Source organism: Xanthomonas hortorum pv. cynarae (assembly GCF_002939985.1).
Lineage (GTDB): Bacteria > Pseudomonadota > Gammaproteobacteria > Xanthomonadales > Xanthomonadaceae > Xanthomonas > Xanthomonas hortorum_D.
Genome location: NZ_MDFM01000060.1, coordinates 1 through 5,732 on the forward strand (window position 1 = coordinate 1; position 5,732 = coordinate 5,732).

Annotated in this window: 7 protein-coding genes; 1 reads left to right on the plus strand and 6 read right to left on the minus strand. The window is 58.9% G+C overall.

Annotated features, from left to right (window positions below; genetic code table 11):
- Nucleotides 1–95 precede the first annotated feature (95 nt).
- The 6 genes from XcyCFBP4188_RS22780 to XcyCFBP4188_RS23305 form a co-directional block, all read right to left on the minus strand.
- On the minus strand, nucleotides 96–914 hold the full coding sequence (locus XcyCFBP4188_RS22780; protein ID WP_139051619.1) for a hypothetical protein: 819 nt from the start codon (nucleotides 912–914) through the stop codon (nucleotides 96–98).
- Nucleotides 915–1,106: 192 nt separating this feature from the next.
- The gene (locus XcyCFBP4188_RS21945) at nucleotides 1,107–1,397 is read right to left on the minus strand and encodes a SymE family type I addiction module toxin (RefSeq protein WP_104592853.1); all 291 of its coding nucleotides are present in this window, start codon (nucleotides 1,395–1,397) and stop codon (nucleotides 1,107–1,109) included.
- Between the two features lie 108 nt (nucleotides 1,398–1,505).
- Nucleotides 1,506–2,981, minus strand: coding sequence for an XVIPCD domain-containing protein (locus XcyCFBP4188_RS21950; protein WP_104592854.1), 1,476 nt, complete (start codon nucleotides 2,979–2,981; stop codon nucleotides 1,506–1,508).
- Nucleotides 2,982–2,995: 14 nt separating this feature from the next.
- Nucleotides 2,996–3,634 carry a hypothetical protein gene (locus tag XcyCFBP4188_RS21955; RefSeq protein WP_006451553.1) on the minus strand — a complete coding sequence of 213 codons (639 nt, stop codon included), beginning with the start codon at nucleotides 3,632–3,634 and terminating at the stop codon, nucleotides 2,996–2,998.
- 85 nt (nucleotides 3,635–3,719) lie between these two features.
- Nucleotides 3,720–4,136, minus strand: coding sequence for a SymE family type I addiction module toxin (locus tag XcyCFBP4188_RS21960; RefSeq protein ID WP_104592855.1), 417 nt, complete (start codon nucleotides 4,134–4,136; stop codon nucleotides 3,720–3,722).
- The gene (locus XcyCFBP4188_RS23305; RefSeq protein WP_043909642.1) at nucleotides 4,133–4,405 is read right to left on the minus strand and encodes an XAC0095 family protein; all 273 of its coding nucleotides are present in this window, start codon (nucleotides 4,403–4,405) and stop codon (nucleotides 4,133–4,135) included. The genes XcyCFBP4188_RS21960 and XcyCFBP4188_RS23305 overlap by 4 nt, the downstream gene beginning before the upstream one ends.
- Nucleotides 4,406–4,858: 453 nt before the next feature.
- Between XcyCFBP4188_RS23305 and XcyCFBP4188_RS21975 the strand changes: the two genes are divergently transcribed.
- Nucleotides 4,859–5,422 (plus strand): hypothetical protein, encoded by a 564-nt coding sequence (locus XcyCFBP4188_RS21975; RefSeq protein ID WP_006451559.1) that lies wholly within the window; start codon nucleotides 4,859–4,861, stop codon nucleotides 5,420–5,422.
- Nucleotides 5,423–5,732 lie beyond the last annotated feature (310 nt).

Genomic DNA, 5,732 nt, shown 5'->3' on the forward strand with positions numbered 1-5,732 from the left:
CGAACGTCAGTTGCATGGATCACTCCTCAACAATAGGCGGGTAGTGTCGCGTATCTGTGGTGCGTTGTTCAGAGGTTCCCTAACGAATCAATCAATTAACGGCTGCAAAGCGCTATGTTCGTGCGTGCAGCGTGGATGACGGCCAAGTAGTCGTCAACGACCGCTGGCGCCATCCCATCGGAAATCTGGTCATCCGTGCGGGCAGTATCTTGCTTATATTTGGATAGAACCGACAGGCACTCCGACTTATCTTTCAACTTGTAGAGCGTTAGCGCGTAATCGTTTCGTAGTGCGCCCTCTTCGGCCAGGCCCATCGTCTTCACACAATTTTGGTAAATAGGCGCAAGCGCAGCTTTGGCCTCAGCGTATTTCTTCTGATCATAGAGAGGCTTGAAGTCATGACGCGCCTTCTCGATTGCATCCGCGGCACAGCTTGAAGACACGCGCTTGTAGCTTCCCTCGAAGCTACCATTACTTCCGCAATAGACCTGACACTGTGCTTTGGTCGAGGTATTGACGGCCACGCCACCCGGCTCCGCCTTCAGCGCAAGTGAGCATTGGCTTGGCGTCGCACCTTCGTAAACGACTCCACTGCCACTTTTATCCAACTGACCAGAAAGCGTACACCCGCTATCGACATTCTCTGTGTCCAATGAAAACGTCGGAAATCCTTGGGATTTTGGTGCCTCAATGACCAGACGTCCCCAACCACCCTCGGTGACATAGGTTCCGATCCCAACCTGGGACGATTGCGGCGCGGCGACATCAGAACTTGGCGTTGGACTAGGGGCTGCAGCAGTGGCCTCCGCTTGTTGGCTACCAGCTTCCGGCTGTGTTCTACCGCACCCAGGCAACAGAAGAACTCCTGCAAAAATTAGTGCCCAACACCTATGTCCAATACGCTTCATCGCCATGCACACTCAACGTGTCCAGGCTGGACAAGTTACACCACCCGGCTGATCCGGTCCTGTTCCGGCCAGCACAGCGACCTCGGATTGCTGCGCTTTCCAGACCGATCTACGAAGACGATGGGGGTGACAAGCTCGCTTGGGTGGAGGTGCCCTCGCGCCCTCTGGCTGGACCAGCCCAAGTCGTTGCTGCCAGGCCTACCTTCGCGCCCTGCGCGGCTGGAGTGGCACCTCCACCGGCGCCAACACCTCTATCAATAACTGCCCTTCGCTCGCAGTAATCCGTAGCTTTGTGCCGATAGCGAAGCCCAGTTGCTCCAGCCATAGGCCGCTGAGGCGGACGTGGGGCACGTGCTGGTCGCCGGCGTGGCCGTGGGCGCCGGGGTAGAGGGTGTAGCTGACGGTGCATTGGCGCGGGCGGCGGGCGCGGCGGGGTGCATGCAAACGGCCGGGGCTTTGCGGCGTTGTGTCCGGCTCGGGCGCGAGCATCGGTGGCGGTTTGGGTGCTGTGGGGAGCGGACTTGCGCAAAGGAAATTGAGAAAAACCTTCTATCTCGCGAATTGATCAATCCTTTGCAAGCATGTCCGCAAACGATCTCAACGCGTCATCGTTGGTCCAGGCGGAGGGACTTCCTGTTGCGATTGCTCAAGCGCTTGCTGCTGCTCCCGTGCCTGCGATTGGGCTTGATTAATCGATTGCACGCGCTCGAACGACTGGTTTTCAGGCGTTTGCACTGCCTGCACAGTGGCCATGTCGGCACGGTGGTGCGCTGGATCGCTCTGGGTGCCCTGCACCAGAAACACCTTTTCTCCGGCCGCGAGCTTGTCTGTCGGGTTGTTGAGCAGCACATGGTCTACCCGCGATAAGCCTTCTTCCTTTGCGAGCACAAGCAGGCTTGCCGTCATGCGCTCACTCGATGCATCCCACTCCCGGCCATGTTGCGCATCGAGCTTTTCTACGCCGCCTTTGATCTGTTGGTACAGCGCATGATCCGCGTGGCCAGGCTGCGAGGGCGACAGCGCCGGTGATGATTGTGATTGCGGGTCGCGCTCACGCAACTCGTGCTCCAACTCCTGCACGGAGATTGGCGACACGTGCAAGTGGGTATTCTTGCTGTGCTGGAACAGGCCGGGCGTCGGTGGCTGCGTGCTGCTGTCGAGGTAAGGCATGGGGCGCGTATCGCTGCCCAGGTCGATGCCGTTGCGTTCCAGTACTTCTTCTTTTAATCCCAGACGCTGCATGTCCAGGATCATTGGCTGTTCTGGATCGCCGGGCCTGGGCTTGTTGTAGTGACGCTCGTAGATGGCAGCTGTTCCAACCACCCACGGGCCGTAGTGGTTGGCGTAGTCAGACTGCCCCGCGTGACCAATGCGAGTGCTCTTGGCAGCCTTGTCGAAGAAGTTGACGCCCATTGCCTCGACGTTGGCAGCGTTGGCGGGCATCGTCATATCTGCGTTCAAGGTGAGGTTGGACTTGAGCGCGTAATTAAATTGCGGCATTCCGCCAGTCCGATCAATGAAGTCATGCATACGGCCTGGCGCTTCCCGATAAATATCTTCCAAGGAAGCATGCGGATTTGATTGCCTTACCCTGCTAACGGTTGCATTCCAGCCTGCGATTTCTGCACTCGCTTCATCCATACGGTTGCTTGAGAGAACTTTCTCGGCTGCGTCAGAATAGTCGTGCGTGGTCTTGGCTGTCTGCACCGCAGCGGTTTCGAAATCTTTACGAGAGGCGGCTGCGGCTGTGCTGTATAGGCCATGTTGCAATTCATGGCCTAGTACAAACGTCATCTCACCGGAGTCGAGCGACTTCCCACCAGGTCCATTCGACAACCTGGCCAGAGGTAGCCGGATGGAATGATCATCCGGCGTGAACGTTCCGCCTGCATTCGGGTCGGTCAGGGGTTTTAGGCCGAGCACGCGCTGCTTGGCAACCGCCTCATTGAATTGGTCAAGCAAAACGGGCGATGCGGCGAGCACACCCTGCAAATTGACGACATGTTCGGGGCTGACGCCTGGCTGGCGGCCGAAGTCATCAACAATCGCTTGCGCCTGTGGACTCAATGGCATGACCGTTCCTTGGATTAACGAATGTAGATCCATTCAACGCAGTGGTGCTCCACCCGCTCCTGCGGCGCATCGGCCTCGCCTCGTGGAAACACCTCCACGCGCATGCCTGGGCGACTGAAGAAGTCACTCATCCATCGCCCGTCTTCCACCATGTTGCGTTGACGCACAAACCCGATGTTTTCCAGTTTCTTGGTAAACGTATCGAAGTCGACCCTGCAGATCTCCGTCATGGGCGGGGAAGCACCCGCTTGCGCTGGAACAAAGGTGAACTCGAACCAACGCCCCGCAGTAGGCGTCTGGTCCATGCCAAAGCTGTAACCCCATTCACTGGTAAGCGGAGCACTGGCGCCGTAACGCTTGGGATCTGTTGCCGCATGCGTTACCGGAACCCCCATTTTGGACTGCAGGTAGTCAGGTGTCAGATCGTCAAGTCCGTGAATCGCTTGAATCAATGCAAGCATGCGGGTAAGCGCATCCTCTGCCGTTCGTATCGGCCCGCTGGGTTCACTGCCAGCGGGAATGACTGCGGAATCGGGTGAGGAACGCATGGCAGATGTCTCCGTGACGGTTGCCGGGGCTGGGGTGGCCGCCGTGTGGGCGCATGCGCCCAGAGCGAGGGTGGCGAGCAAGGCGTAGAGGGGCCGCGCGATCATGAAGCGTCCGTTGTGCGCTGGTGTGGCTGCGACGCTAGTGGCATGCGGCACTGAGGTCAATCGCAGGTCTCTGTTCCCCGCACCATCAACGCCGCACGCTACGCGCCTTGGCCGGCGCCTCCACCGGCGCCAACACCTCCATCAACACCTGCCCCTCGCTGGCAGTAATCCGTAGCTTTGTTCCGATAGCGAAGCCCAACTGCTCCAGCCATAGCCCGCTAAGGCGGACGTGGGGCACGTGCTGGTCGCCAGCGTGGTCGTGGGCGCCGGGGTAGAGGGTGTAGCTGACGGTGCATTGGCGCGGGCGGCGGGCGCGGCGGGGTGCAGGCAAACGGCCGGGGCCTTGCGGCGTTGTGTCCGGCTCGGGCGGCAGCATTGGGGGCAGCTGGGTGCGATCGGGTTCGACGATGACCCATTGCACCCGCTTGGATGGCGCGGTGTGCGCACGTTGACGGGTGGGCCGTGCGGTGGCGGACGCGTTGGGTGGGCGGCGGCGTGTCATGGCGCCTCCGGGTGGCGAGTGTTGGTGACGGGTGCAGCAACGCACTGCTGCAACGCCACGTCGATGCGTGCGGAAAGGCTGCGCAAGGCCTGCGACAACACACCGGGTTGGCTGAGCAACTGCTGCGCGGGATCGTCGCTGGCCTGCTCAATAGCCGCGCGTGCGGCCAGCCGGCGCAGCACCTCGCCTACGTCCCACAGCAGGCCGTGAGCGGAGGCTGGTAACAGATAACTCGGCACCGATGCCGGCGTGGATGGTGCGGTAGACATGGCAACGCCCTCCTGGAACAACCCAAGAACCGCCGCCAACGGCGACGGGATGTCGGGAGGTTCGAAACCGTACATAGTCGGCGGGCATATTCCCCTTGCGGGTGTTGTATTAGCCGCCCTCCCGACGCAGGCATCGCATCGGCTTGTACCTGCAGGATGCAGGCACAAAAAACCCACCGGTTTGACGGAGGTGGGTACCGCTATGTACGGAGTTTCGACGCTCCTTGGGCTTAGATTGCGAGTGCAAGGTGTGGCATGTCAATAGCCACATAAGACCTTTGCCTGACTCCGCGCTCGCAGTGCAAGCACGCCTCAAATGCTTGGCATCGATCGCCCAGCCAGTGACTCGTATCGCAAAACCGAAGATCTGCTATCAAGTAGTTGTACAGAGCGACCGATGAAATGATTTGCTGCTTTGTGTACACCACGCTCCGCGCCACTTGAGGGAACGACATGTCAATCTTGCGAAGAATCTCGGAGTCCATCGTAGGCACCAAGGATGCGATCAAGGAAAAAGGCGATATCGGGGAAACGGATCTCTGCAAGTGGCTTGGCGACTCTGGCTTGTCCTACGTTGCGGTCTGCCAGGCAAGGGAAAGCTTCGCCCCACTCTTTAGTGGCGAGATCAAGCGACCGGATTTCATGGTCCTGCTCGACTCTATCGGATTGATTGCAGTAGACGCCAAGAACTTCGACTTGAAGGAGTGGGACGGCTCGCCCTGCTTCACGCTAGGCCTGCAGAAAGAGCTGCTGAAAGCGGTCGCGTTCGAGCGCATGTTCCGTATCCCGCTCTGGTACGCCTACAGGGGCGAGGACAACGACAACGTCTCCTGGTATTGGATCAGCGCGCTTAAGGCCGTTGAAGTTGGAATCAAGCGCGATGGCCGCCATGGTGATTTCTTGACCATCGGCCTCGAGCACTTTGCACATGTGGTCAACCCCGATGACATGGCCAAGCTCTATACGCAGCGACTGCCTGGTGTCTCCAGGATCGCGGCGCTTCCGGTCACGAACTGATCATGGAATCGGCATTTGAAAACGTGACATCTTCCGATCTGGCTTCCGCTCATCTGCAGATCATCGTGATCTTCGCGCTTACTGAGGACGCGTGAATGTTCAAGGATATGATCGCTGCCGGTGGCCCCGGCCTACTCATCCCAATCGTGTTGTTCGCGCTCATCATTTATGCAACGCGTGGCCTATTCGATCTTCATGGCAGGCGAAGTCAACATCGACGGGAATTTGATACGCCCAGGGTTTCCTAGACATCTCAAGGCCATGGAAAATGGTCGATTCGGAGGTGTCTATGAGCAGCAAGCGATATACG